Genomic DNA, 17,395 nt, shown 5'->3' with positions numbered 1-17,395 from the left:
CCGCCGGTTTCGGCGGGCGGGTTTTTTCATGGCTGGTCAAAGGAGGAAGCGGGGATGCGGGCGGCCTGTTGGCCCGACGCCGCCCGCCACACCGGTCGGACGGTCAGCCCAGCCGCTGGGCCCGGCGCCAGGCCGAGGGCGTGGTGCCTTCGTATTGGCGGAAGACGCGGGTCAGGTGGGCCTGGTCGGAAAAGCCGAACCGGGCGGCGATCTCGGCGATGCTGTCGTCCTGGCCGGCCAGTTCCGACTTGATCAGCCGCACCCGCCGTTCCTGCTGCCATTGCTGGGGCGTGGTGCCGGTGGTCTTCTTGAAGGCATGGCTGAACCAGCTTTCCGACAGGCCCACCGCATCGGCCATCGCCGCGTTGCTCAGCCGCGCGCCGGCGCTGGTGTCGACCAGCTCGCGCAGCCGGCGCATGTTGGCCGGGGTCAGCCCGCCCAGTTGCAGCGGCGTGTCGTCGGGCTCGTCGCGGGGCAGGTCGAGCAGGCCGGTCACCAGGCTCATGGCCAGGCTCTCGGCAAAGAGCGGATTGCGCGACGGGTCGGAAATCTCGCGGACCAGCAGCCGGGCGATGCTGGCCAGATCGCCGAGGTCCTGCAGCTCGACCGGCCGGGCGATGACGGCCCGGGCCATCGACGCGCCCAGCGACGGGGCCAGCCGGTCGAGCAGCCAGTCGCGCTGCAGGTGCAGGTCGAGATGGGAAAAGGCATGGGTCTGCGAGAAATGGGTCCAGAGCGGCTGGCCGCTGGGCACATAGGACGCCCGCAGCATCGGCCGGCCGCGCAGCGAGCCTTCCTCGGAGCGGTCCGAGATGCGCACATGGCGCGAGACATCGTTGAAGAACAGCACGATGCGCGGGTCGGGCGAGCTGTAATAGCCCTTGGCCCCGGATCCGGCCTCGGCATGCCAATAGACCCCGCACATGCCATCGAAGGACCGCCAGCGCGCGGGCGCGGTGGGGCGGATGCCATGGGTATAGGCGGTCATCGAGACGACATAGCTCATGGGCAGTTCCCGTCTAAACTCGCAGGTCGGGGAAGGCTGGCCCATCCGGCCCGTGCCGCGCCGGCGGGCCGGGCCGCCACGGGGCTGTCGTCGGGTCGTCGGAAACTCTGGCGTCCGGTCGCCAATGGCTTACCAGACGGCCCCGCCACGTCAAGCGCGCGGCCGGTGGGATGGCCCGGGCAGGGTGGCCTGCCCGGGCGGTTGGTGCAAAAGCGCGGCATCACTGGAAGGTTATCATCACCGAGAACTGGTAGGAGGCATCGGTCAGGCCCTGCGGGGCCTTGGGAAAGCGCCGGGCCCGTTGCACCGACTGGATCGCGGCCTGGTCGAAGGCGGGGTTGCCCGAGCTGCGATAGACCGAGACGCCCATCAACTGGCCGTCGCGGCTGACCCGCAGGGACACGCCGACCTGGCCGCCCCGGGCCCGGCCCGCCGGATAGCGCTTGGCCCGTTCGATGCGGCTGCGGATCTTGGCGCCCCAGACCTGCAGCATCGAGGCTTCCTGCTGTTTCGACACGCCGGTCGACACCGATTTGCTGCCCGCCCCGGCCTGGGCGCCGCCACCGGCGCCGGCGGCCTTCTGTTCGACCTGCCCGCGCGAGGATTGCTGGGCGGTTTCGGCCGGCTGGGCCGGTTTCTGCGGCGCGGGGCGCGGTTCGGGCCGGGTGTCGGGCAGGTCGGGCTGTTGCGGCGGCGGGGGCGGCGGCGCCTCGGGCGCGACCATGGCCGTGTAGGGCTCGGGCGGGGTCAGGTCCTCGGGGCGCGTGAGCTCGGGCAGGGCGACAAGGTCGATGGCCGGCGCGGGGGGCGGTTCGAATTCCACCGGCGCCGGGGTCTGTTGCGTGGTCTCGGCCACCACTTCGGGCGGGCGTTGCCAGTCGGCGACCATGGTTTCGATCTGTTCGGTCGCCCCGATCAGGGTGACAAATTCGTCGCCGCCCACGCCCGAGGCCTGGCTGCCCTTCTCGGGCATCTGCACGAAGAAGATCAGGTGCAGCGCCACGGCCAGCACGACGAAGACCAGCGGTTCGAGACGGCGCAGGATCATTGGCCGACCATCACTTCGACGCGGGTGACCCCCCGGGCCGAGATCTCGCCCAGCAGCCGGGCCAGGGTGGTGGCCTCGACCCCGGCATCGGCCCGGATCTGCAGTGGTTCGTCCCTGGAATGCAGCTCCTGCAGCCGGTCCAGCGCGGCCTGGCCGGTGACCCCGTCATAGCCGGTCAGCCCGGCCCGGTCGACATAGAGCCGGCCGTCGGCCTGGGGTTCGCCGGCCTCTGGCACCGTCGGCAGGGTGACGTCAAAGGGCTCGGGCGGGGTGACCTGCGAGATCATCATGAAGAAGATCAGCAGCATGAAGACCACGTCGATCATGGGCGTCAGCCCGGCCTCGCTGCGATCGGTGCGGCCGCTGCGGCGGCGGTGATGGGCGTTGCGGAAGTTCATTCGACCAGCACCAGCGTGGCAAAACCGGCGGTGCCCAGCAGGTGGGACACGTCGACCACCCTTTGCAGGGTGGCTCCGTCGCGCCCCTGCAGGATGATCGTGTCGGTCGGTGCCTCGGTCATCTCGCTCAGCCGGGCGCCCAGCTCTTCGGGCGCGGTGTCGACGCCGTTCAGGCGCAGGCCGGCGGGCAGGATCTCGACCAGGCGGGGCGGGCCGGAATAGCCCTCGCCGGCCCCGGCCAGGGGCAGCGGAATGGCCTGGTCGAGCCCGAAGCGCGAGGCCAGCATGAAGAAGACCAGCAACAGGAACACCACGTCGATCATCGGCGTGAGCGACGGCTTGCGGCGTTTGCGGACGGGGCGGAGGCTGTCCATGGGCGGCTTACTCGGCCGCCAGCGCCGCGGGCTCCGCCTGGCTGTGACGGGGCGCGACGAAAATGCGGGTCACGCCGTCCTCGACATCGGCGGCCATGCTGTCGACGATGCCTTCGAACCAGGCCAGCGCGGCCGAGGCCGGGATCGCCACGGCCATGCCGGCGGCGGTGGTCAGCAGGGCTTCCCAGATGCCCCCGGCCAGCATCGCCGGATCGGCGCGCGAGCCGGCTTCCTGCAGGGCCTGGAAGGCGGTGATCATGCCCAGAACGGTGCCCAGCAGGCCCAGCAGCGGGGCGATGGTGGCGATCAGTTCCAGCGGGCGAAGGCCGGCCATGGCCCGGGTGATCTCGCGCTTGGCCACGCGGGCGGCATCCTCGCGGGCGGCCTCTTCGTCATAGGTCTCGCGGGCGATCAGCGCGGCGTTGATGCATTTCGAGCGCAGCGACCGGCGGCCCCGCACGATGTCCTTGGCGGCATCGATGCGCCCGGCCTCAAAGGCGGCAACGGCGTCGCGGGCCTTGCCCCGCGACCAGGCACCGATGAGGAACAGGCGCCAGATCTTCCACAGGATCAGGGCCAGGGTGATGACCGACAGGGCGGCAATGGCCCAGATCATCGGCCCGCCGTCGCGGATGAAGCCTATGGCCGGTTCCGACATGGCCATGGTGTAATCCAGCACGGCATCGGGGTTCTGCACGGCGTCGATGAAACTGTCGGGCAGGTCGGGCAAGGGGGCGTCCGGCGCGGGGGCATCGGCCGGGGCGGCGGCCACGTCGGTGCCCGGGACGGGCGCGGTGCCGTCGATGGGCAGGGGGGCGGTATCGCCGGTGGGCGTGGTGCCGGCTGGCGCGTCGGGGGCGGTGTCGGCGGTCGTGTCGGCGGGGGGCGTTTCGCCGGGCGCGACGGCGGGGGCATCGGTGCCCGTGGCCGGTGTGGCGTCGGGGACGGGGCTGTCGGCCGGGCCGCCGATCACCGGGCTTTGCTCGCCGGTGGCGGGGCTGTCCATCGTGGGAAGCTGCGGGGCATCCGTCATCGGCGCGGGCGCCTGCACTTGCTGTTCGTCTGCCACCTTCGGCCTCCATTGGTCTTTAGCCGGATCACCCGAATGGCCCCGACTCATCAGCGGGTCATTAGCCTAGTATTTTTATCAAGTAAAACCCCGCAGGCCGAGAACCGCCCCTTCCGAATGGCAGCCAACCGCCTACGGCATGGGTGTTTCGGGGCGGTTTCGAAGCTGGACGGATGGATTTTCCGACAGCCGAGGGTGGTCGGTGGGCAGGGGCGGCCATGGGGCAAGGACGGCGCCGGGCCAAATGCGGGGGCGCCGGTTGGGGCTGACGCAGGTGGGAAGACGTGGGTGGTGCGAGGCCAAGGAGGAGAGTGCCGAACTCGCTGGTATGGGGGGCAGGAGTGACAGCGCCATGCCAAGCGCGTTGCCGGGCAGGGCCGGGGCCAGTCGGGCGGGGCCGAATGCGGTGGGCGTTGCGCGCCGGGGGATCGGGCGAACGCGTCAAGGGCATGTGCAGGATGACCCAACCTGCAAAAGGCCGCGCGAAGGATGACCCCGCCCGCGACACCGGCCGCGGGCGGGGATGGTCGGTCAGAATTCGCGCAGGTTGTCGCGCAGCAGCTGATGCCTGTACTCGGTGCGCACCAGGCCACGTTTCTGCAATTCGGGCACCAGGCCGTCGGCGATTTCCACCAGGTACTTGCGGCTGACCCGCAGGACCGGCGTGGTCAGCAGGAAGCCGTCGCCGCCCACTTCGGCCATGGCCTCGCCCATCTTGTCGGCCACCTCGGCCGGCGTGCCGATCAGTTCCAGAGACGACACCAGCCCGCCGCCCTGGGCCGCGGCCAGCTCGCGCAGGGTCTTGCCGCTGCCCCATTGCTGGAACTTGTCCAGCGTGCCGCTCTCGCCGTTGGTCACCAGCTTTTCAGGCAGCGGTTCGTCCAGCGCATAGCCCGAGAAATCGATTTCGGTGATCGCCGAGATCGAGGCCAGGATGTCGTTGACGAAATGGTCCGACGTCGTCTCGCGCTCGTACTTGATCCGCGCGGCCTCTTCGGTTTCGGCCAGGGTCGGCGTGATGCAGAACAGCACCTTGATGTCGTCGGGATTGCGCCCGAATGTCTCGGCCCGGGCCCGGATGTCGTCGCGAAAGGCCTTCATGCCCTCGGCGCCATTGGCCACCGAAATGATCGAATCCGCGTGCTGGGCGGCAAAATCGCGGCCCCGGGGCGAGGCGCCGGCCTGGACGTAGACCGGGTGTTTCTGCGGCGAGGGCACGGTGTTGAGCGGGCCGCGCACCTTGAAATACTTGCCCTCGAAATCGATGCTGCGCACCTTGGCGCTGTCGGCATAGACCCCGTTCTCGCGGTCGAGCACCACGGCATCGGCATCCCAGCTGTCAAAGAGCTGGCGGACGACATCCATGTATTCATCGGCCATCTCGTAGCGCTCTTCGCGCGGGGGCAGGACATCCATGCCGAAGTTCTGCGCGGCCAGGTCCTCGGCCGAGGTCACGACGTTCCAGCCGAAACGGCCGCGGGTCAGGCTGTCGATGGTCGAGGACAGCCGGGCCAGCATGAAGGGCGGATAGGCCATGGTCGACATGGTGGCCACCACGCCCAGGTTGCGCGTGGCCATGCCCATGGCCACGGCCAGGGGGGCCGGATCGTGCTTGGGCGCCATCATGCCGTTGGCCAGCGAATACTTGCGGTCGCTGCCGAAGGTCTCGGGGACCATCAGCTTGTCCTCGATCATGATGTAGTCGAAGCAGGCCCGTTCCAGCGTCTGGGCCATTTCGATGTAGAACTGGCCGTCCCACGGATACCCGCCCTGCCCGAAGGGCGCGCGCCATTCGTCGGGGGTGAAATTCATGAACCATGCCAGGTGAAAACGCGTGTCCGTCATGTGTCGGGTCCTTGGGTACTTGGGGGGACGGGGAAGGGATGAATTCGCGGGGTACCAGGGCGCGCCGGCGGGTCAGCCGGCGGCCTGGGCCTCGTCGTGCAATCGGCGCACCAGCCGCAGCTTGGCCTCGAAATCCGAGGTCACGACCGAGCCGAAGCGATGCGGCGCATGGGGATCGTGGCGCGACTTGTCGACGGCGATCACGCGGGTGCCCAGGTGAAAGGCCTCGGACAGGTCGTGGGTGACCATGACAACGGTCATCCGGTGTTCGCGCCAAAGTTCCAGCACCAGCGTATGCATCGCCCGGCGGGTGCCGGGATCGAGCGCGCCGAAGGGTTCGTCGAGCAACAGCACCTTGGGCCGGGTCATCAGGGCCTGGGCAATGGCCAGCCGCTGCTGCTGGCCGCCCGACAGCTGGGCCGGATACAGCCCGGCATGGCCGCCCAGCCCGACCCGGTCGAGCATGGCCTGGGCCCGGTCGCGCAGCTCGGCCCGCTGCATCCCGAAGAGCCGGCCGGTCAGGGGCGCGGCCAGCCATTCCGGGCCCATCATCACGTTGCGCAGCACCGTGCGATGGGGAAAGACCGAATAGCGCTGGAAGACGATCCCCCGGTCGGGCATCGGCTCGTCGGCGATGGGCACGTCGTCGATCAGGATGCGCCCGCGGCTGGGCTTTTCCTGGCTGAGCAACATGCGCAGCAGGGTGGTCTTGCCCGCGCCCGACGGCCCGACGACGGCCAGGAACTCGTTGTCGTCGATGGTCAGGTCGATGTTTTCCAGCACCACGGTCTGGCCGTAGGACTTGGAGACCTTGTCGAAACGGATCACGGCCATCAGCTGCCCTCCCGGAAGCGCGTCCAGGGGATCGCGTCGTGGATCAGGCGCAGGGCGTAATCCATGGCAAAGGCCAGGAAGGTGATCCAGACCACGTAGGGCAGGATGACATCCATCGCCAGGTAACGGCGCACCAGGAAGATGCGATAGCCCAGGCCGGCCTCGGCCGTGATCGCCTCGGCCGCGATGACAAAGAGCCAGGCCGCGCCCAGCGACAGGCGTACCGAAGAGACCAGGCGCGGCAGCACCTGGGGCAGGACCACGCCCAGGATCATCTGCCAGGTCGAGGCGCCCAGGGTCTGGGCCTTGACGATCTGCTCGCGCGGGATCTCGGCCACGCGCAGCATCACGTCGCGGATGATGAAGGGCGCGATGCCAAAGACGATCAGCACGGCCTTGGACAGCTCGCCCAGCCCGAAGATGATGAACAGGATCGGCAGCACCGCCAGCGGCGGCACCAGCGACAGGGCGGCGAAGAACGGTTCGAACGTCGCGCGCAGGTAGGGGATGAACCCCACGAAGATGCCCACGACCAGCCCGACCACTGCCGAGATGCCCAGCCCGATGGCCAGCCGCGACAGCGAGGCGGCGGTATCGGCCCAGAACAGGCGCTGGCCGGTCATCCGGTCGATGTCGAAGATCAGCCGGGACATGGCGGCGCGGAACGCCTCCAGCCCGGGCATCAGCTTGTCGCCCGCGTCGACCGCATGGCGGGCGTCCGACGCGATGGCATAGGCCGCGATCACGGCGATGAACGGCAGCGCCCCCAGCAGGATCTTTGCCCTGCGTGACGGCAGCCGGTTGACGGCTCGACCCATGGGTGCCTCTGGCTCAGAGCGCGCCGGCGGCGCCCATTTCCGCAAAGCTGGCATCAAAGCGCAGTTTCACGTTGTCGGGGCTGCCCAGGGTGGTGCCGCCGACCTCGATGCCGATGTCGTCGACGCTGGATGCGCCCTGGCCAAAGAGGCCCTGCTCAAAGCTGAAGGTGCGCACGTTGTCCATCGTGGCCACGGTGTCTTCGGATGCCAGGAAGGCCGCCGCATCGCCCGGGGTGTAGAAGAAATGGGTCTGGTCGACCTGCACCTGCAGCCCCGGCACGTCGGTGCCCATGGCCGAGGCCATGACGTCCATCATCTCGTCGCTGCCCTCGGCCATGGTGGCCATCGCCTCGTACCAGGCGCCGGTCACGGCCTTGGGGAAATCGGGGTAATCGGCCAGCGTGTCGGTCTTGGCGATGAAGACATCCATGATCTCGCCGGGGATCTGCGAGCTGTCGAACAGCACCTTGCTGTCGGGCACGGCGTTGAGCATCTCGGTCGCGATCGGGTTCCAGGTGGCGACATGGGCCATGTCGGGCTGGGTGACATAGGCCGCGCCGATCTCGGCATCCGAGATGTTGACGCTTTTCACCCGCCAGGGCTCGGTGATGCCGGCGGCATCCAGCGCCCGGTTCAGCAGGTAATGCGACACCGAGTATTGCAGCAGCCAGACCTCCTGGTCGAGCAGGTCCTCGACACTGTCGGCCCCGCGCGAGATCAGCATGTCGTTGCCGTCGGAATAATCGGTGATCAGGAAGATCGAGGTATCGACCCCGCCGGCGGCGGGCATGGTCAGCGCGTCCATCCCGGCCACGGCCACGGCATCCAGGTCACCGGCGATGAACTGGTTGATGGAACCGACGTAATCGTTGATCTGGATCAGCTCGACATCGATCCCGTATTTCTCGCCCCAGCTGTCCATGATGCCCTCGGCGCGCATCCAGGCCAGCGGCATGAACCCGACATAGACCACGTAACCCACGCGGAACGTGTCCTTTTCCTGGGCCTGCAGGGCAGGGGCGGTCAGGGCGATCGAGGCGGCAGAGGCAAGCAGGACAAGCGAACGGGGCAGGCGCATGAGAGAGTCTCCGGGAGAGGGGGAGGTTGATTGACACCTTAACTAAACGAATGATTAATACTCGAAATCAAGTTTTTTTACTGTGTAAATTATGTGCTATTAATCGGGTGATGAGTTCGCTTGGCGGGCTGGATGAGAACAGGAGAGCGCCCTTGACCAAGACCGCGACGCGACGGCGGCTGGATCCGGCGGTTCGGCGGGTGCAGATCCTCGATGAAATGCTGCGGCTCTGTGCGAATCGCCATTTCGCCTCGATCTCGATGCGCCAGCTGGCCGCGGCCTGCGACGTGAACATGGCGCTGCTCTACCATTACTTCGACAGCAAGGAGGGGCTGGTCCATGCCGCCCTGCGCCATGCGATCGACGATTTCCTCGTGGCTTTCGACGACCTGCCCAAGGACACCGGCGCCCCGCTGGGCGCGGCCGATGTCTGGTTTCGCGCCACGGCCGAGGCCGCCCCGCGCCTGACGCGCATGGTCAAGCTGATGTCGGATTTCTCGGCCCAGGACAGCCGCGATGCCCGGGCCATGGAAATGATCGACGAATTCTATGCCCGCGAGCGCGAGACCCTGCGCCAGTCGATCGAGGCGGGCATGGCCGAGGGCCGGTTCCGCCGGGTTGATGCCGAACGCACGGCCAGGTTGACCTCGATGGCCATCGACGGGGTGTTCTTTGGTGGCCCTGCGCGCAACGACCTGAACTACGCGCGCAACCTAGCCGACCTGCGTGACCAGCTGCTGGATTACCTGCAACCGCCGTCCTGAACCCCGGCGGTTTGTTTCGGCGGGCGTGACAGATCGAGGGCATCGGGCCGAAATGTGTTCGAATGGCCATTTTTCGGCCATGAGACCGCAAACTGCCTTGACGGCTGCAATCCCTTGGCGACATTTTGCCGATCGTGGGGATCGATACGCCGGATCGGCAGGGCCGACCGGTAATGCGATGACAATGTGAGGTCCGGCATTTGCCGGGGGGCAGGTTTGCCCGAAACGCGCCCGGGGCCGGTCACGCGGCTGGACGGGTGCAGATTTGCCAACCCCCGTGGCTTCGGGAATGCCGATGCACGGGCGGCGGCGGGTAGGGACATGTGACGTATCGGGCCGCGGCGACTGCCGGGGCACGGGATCGGCCGTTCGCGCGCCGGGGAACTGAAGACGACGAAGGCAGAATATCCGACATGCGAAACATCCATGCATGTGACCAGAAGACCGCCCCTCCTGTCACGGCTCACCACACGGCTCACCAAACCGGCCCCCGCATCCTTGTCACCGGCGATTGCCGGGGGTGCGGCGTGCCGTCCGCGATCACGCGGATGGTCTTTCGCGGGCTGATGCGGCTGGGCCTGCCGGTGCGGGTGGTCGACACGGCGACAGGGCCGGCAGGCGCGCTGCATGCCGATCTGCGCGAACATGAGAGCCTGGGCGCCGGGGCCGATCTTGTCATCCATGTGGACCCGGCGGCCGGGGCGCCTGACGGGCAGGGCGGGCTGCAGGTGGCGCTGCCGGTGACCCGGGCGCCCGGCGCCGAGGCGCTGGCCGGTTTTGACATGACCTGGACGATGACCCGCCGCCAGGCCGAGGTGCTGGCCGGCGCCGGTCTGGACGCCGGGTTCCTGGGCTTTGACCTGCAGGACAGCGCGCCGGGCTATGCGCCGCTGCCGGCCTTGCCCGACGCCCGCCGCCGCATCCTGGTGCTGGCCGGCCGCTCCGGGCCGTCGCGCGACCGGCTGGTCGGGGTGCTGGCGCGGCTGGATGCCTCCTGGCGCGAGACCGGCACGCGCGGCCTGTGCGTGGCGGTGGATGATCCGTCCCGGCCGCTGCCCGGGATCATCGCGGCCCATGAGGCGCTGGACCCGGTGCCGGACCTGGCCGACGGGGCCGGTATGTGGGGGCCGGACAGCCTGTGCCGCCTGGTGGCGGCCTGCGACGGCGTGCTGAGCTGCGACGACGAGCCGGCCCAGGCCTGGCCCTTGACCCGCGCGATGTGGCTGGGCCTGCCGGTTGCGGCGCCCGCGGGGCTGCGTCTGGCCGATACGGGCGAGGGGGCGGAAGGGGGCGATGCCGACGCCCTGGCGGGTCTCTGTGCCCCTGCCGATGCCGCGCGGCACGACCGGGCCGCCCAGCTGCGCCAGCTGCATTCGGTCGCGGCCTTTACCGACCGGCTCGACAGCCTGCTGCGCGCGGTGACCGACCAGGCCGCCATGCCCGTCCCGCGGGCGGCCGAGTAACCCGATGTCCGAACAGGCCCCCAACCGCTCCGGCCCGGCCCCGGCCGGCAGCGACGCGACCCGATCCGGCGCCGCGCAGCCCAAGACCCCGGCCAGCCCCGAGCGGCCCGAGATCCTCGCCGGCACCTGGTTTCCCGACGGCTGGACAACGCCCTACCTGCGTGGCCGCTTTCCGGCCCTGGGCGGGCCGGCGCGCCTGCACCTGGCCGTTCACCTGCCGGCCACCGACGCGCCGGGCGGCGCAGCGGTCGTGCTGCGCCTGGGCGCCCGGGTGATCGCCACGCTGCGCCCCTCCGACGGGCGTTTCTGGACCGAATGCGACGGCATCGACCTGCCCGGCGCCGAAGACATGACCTGGCTGGACCTTTCGCTGCGCGCCGCACATCCCACGCGCCCGGGCAAGGGCGACAACCGCACGCTGGGCGTGGTCCTGCGCGACTGGCAGGTCAGTGCCGCGTCGGACGTTGCCCCGACCGGCGACAACAGCGGGGGCACGGCGCCATGACCGATTTCTTCGCACCCGCCGACCGGCTGCTGCCCCTGCTGGGGCTTGCGCCCGCCGACGAGGCCACCCCGGCGGACGATGGCGAGGCCGCCGCCCCGGCGGCTGATGTGGATGACGCGCCCACCGTGGCCGTCGATCCCCGCCTGTTGCGCTTTCTCGTCGAACTGGCGCTGGAGCCCTATGACATCGACGGCGCCGATCCGGCCCTGGCCGACGCGGCCGGCACGCTGCTGGATTGGCAGCGCCTGCGCGACGGGGCCGAGTTCTTTCGCCGGCAGGGCTATTTCGAGGGCGCCGATCCGCCGCCGGTGATGTTCGATGCCGCCTGGTACATGGATTTCTATCCCGACGTGCGCCTGCTGATCGCCCAGGGCGCCTTTCCTGATGCGCTGAGCCATTACATGCATCGCGGCCGGGACGAATGGCGCGCGCCCAATGCCCGCAGCCTGGCCCGCGTGGCCCGCTGGCGCGACCTGATCCGCCAGGTGGATCCGCGATGACCCTGCGCAGCGCCGGTGCCCTGGCCGCCCAGGCCTATCTGGATGGCGGTTACCTGCCCGCCGCGAGCGCGCATGCGGCGACGGGGGCGGATGTGCTCTATGGCGAAGAGCTGGTCGACCTCTATGGCCTGGCCCCGCCGGCGGCACAGCGCGCCCTGTTCCCGCTGATCGATCCCGGCCATTACCGTCAGCTCTATGGCACGGCCCCCGGCGCCAACCTGCTGGCCGATTTCCTGGCCGCCGGGCCGCTGGCCCGCAGCCGGCCGCACCCGCTGGTCGATCTGGGGTTCACGCTTTACCTGCGGCCCGACCTGCAGGATGTGCTGACCCGGGCGCGGGGGTTGATGGCGGTGATGGGCGAATGTGGCATCACGCTGGGCCCGGTGCTGCCGCTGGGCGCGCCGGTGGCCGAACAGCTCGACCTGCTGCGCCGGCCCGAAACGCTGGTCCCGCTCTGTGGCTGGTTCGACGAGGCGTTCTATCGCCGCCATCACGCCGATGTGCCGCCCGGTGCCTGGGCCGCCCTGCGCCATTTCCTGGCCCATGGCGATGCCGCGCTGCGCCGGCCTTCGGTGCGGTTCGATCCCAGGGCCTATGTGGCCGCCTATGCCGGACCGGGCCGGGCGATTGCCCGGCCGTTGTACCACTACCTGTCGGCCGGTCGGTTCGATGGCTGCCTGCCCCTGCCACGGCCCGAACCGGATGATGCTCCGGTCGCGGATGGGGACAGGGATCAGGACCGGGGCAAGGACCGCCTGGCCCGGTTCCGCGCCGCGGCCGAGCGGCTGTGCCCCGCACCGGCGGAAGGGGATGCGCGCCCGCCGGTCCCGGTGCTGGCCCGCTATAGCCCCCTGTTCGAGCCCGGCCCGGCGCTTGAGGCCCTGACCGGCCAGCCTGTGCCCTGGGCGGGGATCACCGCCGCCCGTCCGCTTTATGCCGATCATGCCCAACCGGCCGCGCCCGGGCGGCTGGGCTATTACGATCCGCGCGTGGCCGGCACCCTGGCCGAACAGATGCGCCTGGCGGCCGATCACGGCCTGTCGGGCTTTGTGCTCGACCATTACCTCTGGGACGATGGCTGTGCCTTTCCGGCCGGCTACGCGGCGTTTGCCGGCATGGCAGAGGCGCCGCTGCCCGTGGCCCTTGGCTGGCCCCTGCGCGATGCCGCCCGCGCGGCCCGTGCCCCCGCCGGGGACCTGCCCGGTCCGGCCGCGGCCGACCGGCTGGCCGGTGATATCGCGCGGCTGTGGCAGGCCGGCCGGGCGGTGCTGGTCGATGACCGGCCGCTGCTGGTCCTGCGCCAGCTGGACGGGATCGAGGATGTCGCCGGCCTGTGCAGCCTGATCGCCGGGGCCTGCACCGCCCAGGGCATGCCCGCGCCCTGGATCCTGCTGGCCGGTGTGGATGGCGAGCGGGGCGGGCCGGCGCCCTGGTCGGACGACCTGCGCGGCGCTGTCCTGCCCGGCCCGGCCGAGCTGGCCCGGCTGGATGTGCCCGCCGATGACACGGCGCCCGATCTGCCGCCGGGCCTGGCCGGCCGGGTGCTGCCCTATGAAACCGTGGCGCTCGATTGCCTGCGCCGGGGCCTGGCCGCCGGCGGGCCGCTCTGGCTGCCGGTCGGGGCCGATACCACGCCGGTCGCCCCCGATGCGCCGCTGATCCTGCAGGACAGCGGGCCCGAGCCGCTGGGCATTGCCCTGGAAACCGCCCTGCGGGGCCTGTCGGGTGCGGGGTCTGATGCCTTCGTGCTGCTCGATGCCTGGAACGACTGGCACCAGGGCGCCGTGCTGGAACCCGACGGCCGGCTGGGCGATGCCCGCCTGCGCGCCCTGCGCCTGGCCCGCGCCCGGGCCGCCGTCCCGCCGCTGCCCGAAGCCCAGCCAGGCGTGCCGGCGCTGGCCGTGATCCTGCATGTCTATTACACCGATGTCGCCGCCGAGATCCTCGACCGGCTGGCCCGGATCGACACGCCCTTCCGGCTCTACGTCACCTGCCGGCCCGGGATCGCCGCTGACCTCGCCGCCCTGCTCGAAGCCGCCGGCCTGCAGGCGCGTGTCTTCGAAACCCCCAACCGGGGCCGCGATATCCTGCCCTTCCTGACCATCCTCCCCGAGGTCCAGGCCGCCGGGCATGCCTGTTTCCTCAAGCTGCACACCAAGAAATCGCCCCATCGCCAGGATGGCGCCGACTGGAGCGACGACCTGCTGGACCAGCTCTGCAATCCGGCGACCATCGCCGCGACGCTGCGGCTGATGGCCGATGATCCGGGTGTCGGCCTGGCCGGCCCGCGCGATCACGCGCTGTTGCTGCGCAGCTACCTGATGGAGAACGAGGCCCATGTGCTGGACCTGATCCGGCGGATGCAGGCCCGGCCGGCCGAATGTGCCGAACAATGCCGGTTCATCGCCGGGTCGATGATCTTTGGCCGGTTCGCGGCGCTGGGGCCATTGATGCGGCTGGGGCTGAGCGCCGAGGATTTCGAACCCGAGGACGGCCAGTTGGACGGCACGCTGGCCCATGCGGTGGAACGCACCATGGTCGTGTCCTGCCGCCAGGCCGGGCTGCGCATGGCCCTGCTGGACCCGGGCGAGGACCGGCCGGCCGGGGCACCGTCCTTCTACCAGGACAGGGACGGGGCATGGGGATGAAAACGGGAATGAAACAGGACAGGTCCGGCGCACGGGCATGAGCCGGGCGCCGGCCGGGCGGCCCGGGAACAGGGCAAGACGGATTTCAGGACAAAGAACAGCTGATGGACTTTTCGACAACCAAGACCCAGGCCGCATTGATCGACCGCGCGCGCCAGGCGGCCGAAGCCTTTGACCCGGCGCTTACACCGGCCGGGCGGGGCTTTTGGCCGGCGGCCGGGGCCGAGGGCTGGCTGGGCCTCTGCCTGGACCGGGACCATGGCGGCCAGGGGCTGGGGGCCGTCGACACCGTGCTGGTGGCCGAGGCGCTTGGCCGGGGCGGGCTGTCGCGGGCGGCGCTCTTTTCCATGGGCGCGCATCTCTTCGGCTGTGCCATGGCGCTTCAGAACCACGCCGGGCCGGCGCTGCGGGCGGCCTGGCTGCCCCGCCTGGCCAGCGGCGCGGCCATCGGCGCGCTGGCCCTGACCGAACCCCAGGGCGGGTCGGACACGGGCAATGGCCGGGTGCTGGCGGCGTTCGATGCCGACGGGCCGGGGCTGACCCTGACGGGCACCAAGACGCTGGTGTCCAACGGCCCGCTGGCCGATCTTCTGGTGGTCAATGCCACCCGCCAGGGCGCGACATCGGCCCTGCAGAGCAGTGTTCTGGCCGTGCCGACCGACCTGCCGGGCCTGCGCGTCACGCCATTGACCAGCCATATCGGCCTGCGCGAGGCGCCCATGGCCGAGATCCATTTCGACAATGTCCGGCTGGACCGCGACCACGTGCTGGGCCGGCCGGGGCAGGGCCTGGGCATCCTGCTGTCGGTCATGCGCTGGGAGCGCAGCTGCATCCTGGCCGGGTTCCTGGGCGCGGCCGAGCGTGACCTTGTCGCCGTGACCCGGGCGCTGAGCGGGCGGCAGAATTCGCGCGGCCGGCTGATCGCCCAGCAGGCCGTGGCCCATGCCCTGGCCGAATTGCGCGTCGAACAGGAAATGGCCCGGCTGCTGCTCTATCGCGGGGCCGGGGCGCTGGAGGCCGACGAGGGCGCGGTGATCTACCCGGCCATGGCCAAGCTGGCCATCAGCCGGGCGCTGGTGTCCTCGGCCCGGGGCCTGCAAGAGCTGATGGCCGGGGCCGGCTGGCTTGACGAGATGGGCCTGGCCACGGCGCTGACTGACGTGATGGGCACGCTGTCGGCCTCGGGCACGTCGCATATCCAGCTCAATGCCATCGCCTCGGGGCTGGAACGATGAGCGTTGCGCTGATCGCCCCGGGCGCCGGGCTGAGCTGGCCGGGCGCGAGCCGGGCGGGCAAAGGTGGCGACGCGGGACGCGCGGGCAGTGGGAATGACGCGGATCACGTGGGCAAGGGGGGCGACGCGCTCACAGGCCCCGTCGCAGGCAATGGCAGCGGCACCGTCAAGGGGCGCGACGTTGGCAATGACGCCGCCATGGCCAAAGGCGGCGCGCTTGTCGGCCCGGACCTGATCCGGCGCACCGCCGGGCTGGCCGGCTGGATCGCCGGGCAGGTGGCCCCGGGCGACCGGGTGGCGATCTGCCTGCCAAAGGGCCCGTCGGCCGTGATGATCATGCTGGCCGCCTTTGCCGCCGGGGCCGTGGCCGTGCCGCTCGATCCCGCCGCCCCGCCGACGCGGCTGCGGGCCATGCTGGACGACCTGGCGCCGGGGCTGGTCTTTGCCGCCGGGCCCATCGCCGCCACGCTGGGCGACGGGCCGGGCACCCGGATCGAGACCGCGCCCGATGCGCCCGACACTCTGCCCATGGCCGCGCCCATCGCGCTGGTGGCCCCGGCCGATGACCAACCGGCCATGATCCTGATGACCTCGGGTTCGACCGGGCGACCCAAGGGTGTGGTGCTGAGCCATGGCAACCTGGCCACCTTCATCGACTGGGCCGTGGCCACGTTTGCCCTGACCGGCGCCGACCGTTTCCTCAGCCTGGCGCCAATGCATTTCGACCTGTCGGTCCTGGATATCCACGCCGCCCTCCGGCTGGGCGCGCGGGTCCACCTGCTGCCCGATGCCCGGGCCGGCTTTGCCCAGGAGGTCATGGGCGCGATCCGCGATCACCGGGTGTCGGTGCTGTATACCGTGCCGACCCAGCTGCGCCTGCTGACCGGGCTGCGGGCCTTTGAACGGGCCCGGCCCGAGGGGCTGCGCTGGCTGCTGTCCGCCGGCGAGGTCCTGCCGGCGGCCACCCTGCGCCAGCTGGTCACCGCCCTGCCGGACACGCGGTTTGCCAATCTTTACGGGCCGACCGAAACCAACGTGATCTGCTGCCACGTGGTCGAGGGCATCGACCCGGGCTGGGTCGACGTGCCCATCGGCCAGCCCTGTGCGCATGCCGCGATCACCATTCGCGATACGGACGGCCGGCCGCTGCCGCCGGGCGAAGAGGGCGAGATCTGCGTGGTGGGGCCGTCGGTCATGGCCGGCTATTGGCAACGCCCCGAATTGACCCAGGCCGCGCGGCTGGACGGGGCGCCCGACAGCTATCGCACCGGTGATTACGGGCGGATCGGGCCGGACGGCGGGGTGGTCTTCCTCGGCCGCCGCGATGCCCAGGTCAAGGTGCGGGGCTTTCGCGTCGAAACCGGCGAGATCGAGGCCGCCGCGCAGGACATCCCCGGCGTGGCCCTGGCCGTTGCCCTGCCGCAGGTTTCCCGCGATGGCACCACGCGGATCATCCTGGCCGTCCTGCCGGCGGGTGTCGGGGCAGGGTCCGAGGCGGACGGGGCGGTGCCCGAGACGGACGGGGTGGCGCCAGCGAAGGACGGGCCGGCGCCCGCAACGGAAGTGCCGGCGCCCCCGACGGACGGAGCGGTGCCGATGACGAACGGGCCGGCCGTCGACCTGACAACCGCCGTGACCGCCGCCCTGGCCGAGCGCCTGCCGCCGCAATCGCGGCCCGCGCAGGTGGTGCCGGTCGATGCGATGCCACGCACGAGCAGCGGCAAGATCGACCGACGCGCCCTGGCCGATCAGCTATTTCCCCCCGCCGCTCTGGCGGGACGTTCATGATCACCGAAATGACAATCAGAGAG

Annotated in this window: 16 protein-coding genes; 7 read left to right on the top strand and 9 right to left on the bottom strand. The window is 70.4% G+C overall.

Going from position 1 to position 17,395, the window contains the following annotated elements; genetic code table 11:
- Positions 1-103: 103 nt before the first annotated feature.
- From ACK3BB_RS16695 to ACK3BB_RS16655, 9 genes are all read right to left on the bottom strand, one after another.
- On the bottom strand, positions 104-1,006 hold the full coding sequence (locus tag ACK3BB_RS16695; protein ID WP_428925770.1) for a helix-turn-helix domain-containing protein: 903 nt from the start codon (positions 1,004-1,006) through the stop codon (positions 104-106).
- Positions 1,007-1,226: 220 nt separating this feature from the next.
- A complete protein-coding gene (locus tag ACK3BB_RS16690) occupies positions 1,227-2,054 on the bottom strand; it encodes an energy transducer TonB (RefSeq protein WP_428925769.1) in 828 nt (275 codons plus the stop codon).
- Positions 2,051-2,452 (bottom strand): ExbD/TolR family protein, encoded by a 402-nt coding sequence (locus ACK3BB_RS16685; RefSeq protein WP_428925768.1) that lies wholly within the window; start codon positions 2,450-2,452, stop codon positions 2,051-2,053. Before ACK3BB_RS16685 ends, ACK3BB_RS16690 begins: the two co-directional genes overlap by 4 nt.
- Positions 2,449-2,826: an ExbD/TolR family protein gene (locus ACK3BB_RS16680; protein WP_428925767.1), complete on the bottom strand. Its 378-nt coding sequence runs from the start codon at positions 2,824-2,826 to the stop codon at positions 2,449-2,451. The genes ACK3BB_RS16685 and ACK3BB_RS16680 overlap by 4 nt, the downstream gene beginning before the upstream one ends.
- Positions 2,827-2,833: 7 nt before the next feature.
- On the bottom strand, positions 2,834-3,895 hold the full coding sequence (locus tag ACK3BB_RS16675) for a MotA/TolQ/ExbB proton channel family protein (RefSeq protein WP_428925766.1): 1,062 nt from the start codon (positions 3,893-3,895) through the stop codon (positions 2,834-2,836).
- A gap of 531 nt (positions 3,896-4,426) precedes the next feature.
- Entirely contained in the window at positions 4,427-5,740 is a 1,314-nt protein-coding gene (locus ACK3BB_RS16670) for an NtaA/DmoA family FMN-dependent monooxygenase (protein ID WP_428925765.1), read from the bottom strand.
- 72 nt (positions 5,741-5,812) lie between these two features.
- Positions 5,813-6,574, bottom strand: coding sequence for an ABC transporter ATP-binding protein (locus ACK3BB_RS16665; protein WP_428925764.1), 762 nt, complete (start codon positions 6,572-6,574; stop codon positions 5,813-5,815).
- A complete protein-coding gene (locus ACK3BB_RS16660; protein ID WP_428925763.1) occupies positions 6,574-7,392 on the bottom strand; it encodes an ABC transporter permease in 819 nt (272 codons plus the stop codon). Before ACK3BB_RS16660 ends, ACK3BB_RS16665 begins: the two co-directional genes overlap by 1 nt.
- A gap of 13 nt (positions 7,393-7,405) precedes the next feature.
- Positions 7,406-8,470: a putative urea ABC transporter substrate-binding protein gene (locus ACK3BB_RS16655; protein WP_428925762.1), complete on the bottom strand. Its 1,065-nt coding sequence runs from the start codon at positions 8,468-8,470 to the stop codon at positions 7,406-7,408.
- 152 nt (positions 8,471-8,622) lie between these two features.
- Here ACK3BB_RS16655 and ACK3BB_RS16650 point away from each other — a divergent pair, with 152 nt between their 5' ends.
- From ACK3BB_RS16650 to ACK3BB_RS16620, 7 genes are all read left to right on the top strand, one after another.
- A complete protein-coding gene (locus tag ACK3BB_RS16650) occupies positions 8,623-9,234 on the top strand; it encodes a TetR/AcrR family transcriptional regulator (RefSeq protein ID WP_428925761.1) in 612 nt (203 codons plus the stop codon).
- A 527-nt stretch (positions 9,235-9,761) separates the two neighbouring features.
- A complete protein-coding gene (locus ACK3BB_RS16645; RefSeq protein ID WP_428925760.1) occupies positions 9,762-10,697 on the top strand; it encodes a hypothetical protein in 936 nt (311 codons plus the stop codon).
- 4 nt (positions 10,698-10,701) lie between these two features.
- Positions 10,702-11,202, top strand: coding sequence for a hypothetical protein (locus ACK3BB_RS16640; protein WP_428925759.1), 501 nt, complete (start codon positions 10,702-10,704; stop codon positions 11,200-11,202).
- Entirely contained in the window at positions 11,199-11,702 is a 504-nt protein-coding gene (locus ACK3BB_RS16635) for a hypothetical protein (RefSeq protein ID WP_428925758.1), read from the top strand. Before ACK3BB_RS16640 ends, ACK3BB_RS16635 begins: the two co-directional genes overlap by 4 nt.
- Positions 11,699-14,350: a rhamnan synthesis F family protein gene (locus tag ACK3BB_RS16630; RefSeq protein ID WP_428925757.1), complete on the top strand. Its 2,652-nt coding sequence runs from the start codon at positions 11,699-11,701 to the stop codon at positions 14,348-14,350. The genes ACK3BB_RS16635 and ACK3BB_RS16630 overlap by 4 nt, the downstream gene beginning before the upstream one ends.
- Before the next feature lie 104 nt (positions 14,351-14,454).
- Positions 14,455-15,585: an acyl-CoA dehydrogenase family protein gene (locus tag ACK3BB_RS16625; protein WP_428925756.1), complete on the top strand. Its 1,131-nt coding sequence runs from the start codon at positions 14,455-14,457 to the stop codon at positions 15,583-15,585.
- Entirely contained in the window at positions 15,582-17,372 is a 1,791-nt protein-coding gene (locus ACK3BB_RS16620) for an amino acid adenylation domain-containing protein (protein ID WP_428925755.1), read from the top strand. Before ACK3BB_RS16625 ends, ACK3BB_RS16620 begins: the two co-directional genes overlap by 4 nt.
- Positions 17,373-17,395 lie beyond the last annotated feature (23 nt).

The sequence above is a fragment of the Marinibacterium sp. SX1 genome (assembly GCF_050389775.1).
Taxonomy (GTDB): Bacteria; Pseudomonadota; Alphaproteobacteria; order Rhodobacterales; family Rhodobacteraceae; genus Marinibacterium.
This window is presented reverse-complemented; position numbering and strand designations above follow the sequence as displayed.